Annotated in this window: 1 protein-coding gene and 1 tRNA gene; both read left to right on the top strand. The window is 57.8% G+C overall.

All coding sequences use genetic code 11. The features are described 5' to 3' along the window. Positions 1 to 87 (top strand) — tRNA-Leu (locus tag NCR40_RS31215). Continuing rightward, on the top strand, positions 78 to 301 hold a 224-nt coding region (locus tag NCR40_RS31220; protein WP_250495521.1), incomplete at its 3' end, for a hypothetical protein. The genes NCR40_RS31215 and NCR40_RS31220, both read left to right, overlap by 10 nt.

The following is a 301-nucleotide window of genomic DNA, read 5'->3' on the forward strand; positions in this document are numbered from 1 at the left end:
GCCCAGGTGGCGGAATTGGTAGACGCACTAGGTTCAGGTCCTAGCGGTGGCAACACCGTGGAGGTTCGAGTCCTCTCTTGGGCACCAAGATGTTTGAAAAAGCCACCTTCGGGTGGCTTTTTCTTTTTATGCGGAAGTCCTGCTTCCGGCGGCGCTCCATAAAAGCGCAGTTGGTTGACACGGCGACCGTTACCGCTAGAATAGCGGGCTCGCTGTACCCCTTGGCCCAGGTGGCGGAATTGGTAGACGCACTAGGTTCAGGTCCTAGCGGTGGCAACACCGTGGAGGTTCGAGTCCTCTC

The sequence above is a fragment of the Caballeronia sp. GACF4 genome, from assembly GCF_023631025.1.
In the GTDB taxonomy this organism is placed as follows: domain Bacteria; phylum Pseudomonadota; class Gammaproteobacteria; order Burkholderiales; family Burkholderiaceae; genus Caballeronia.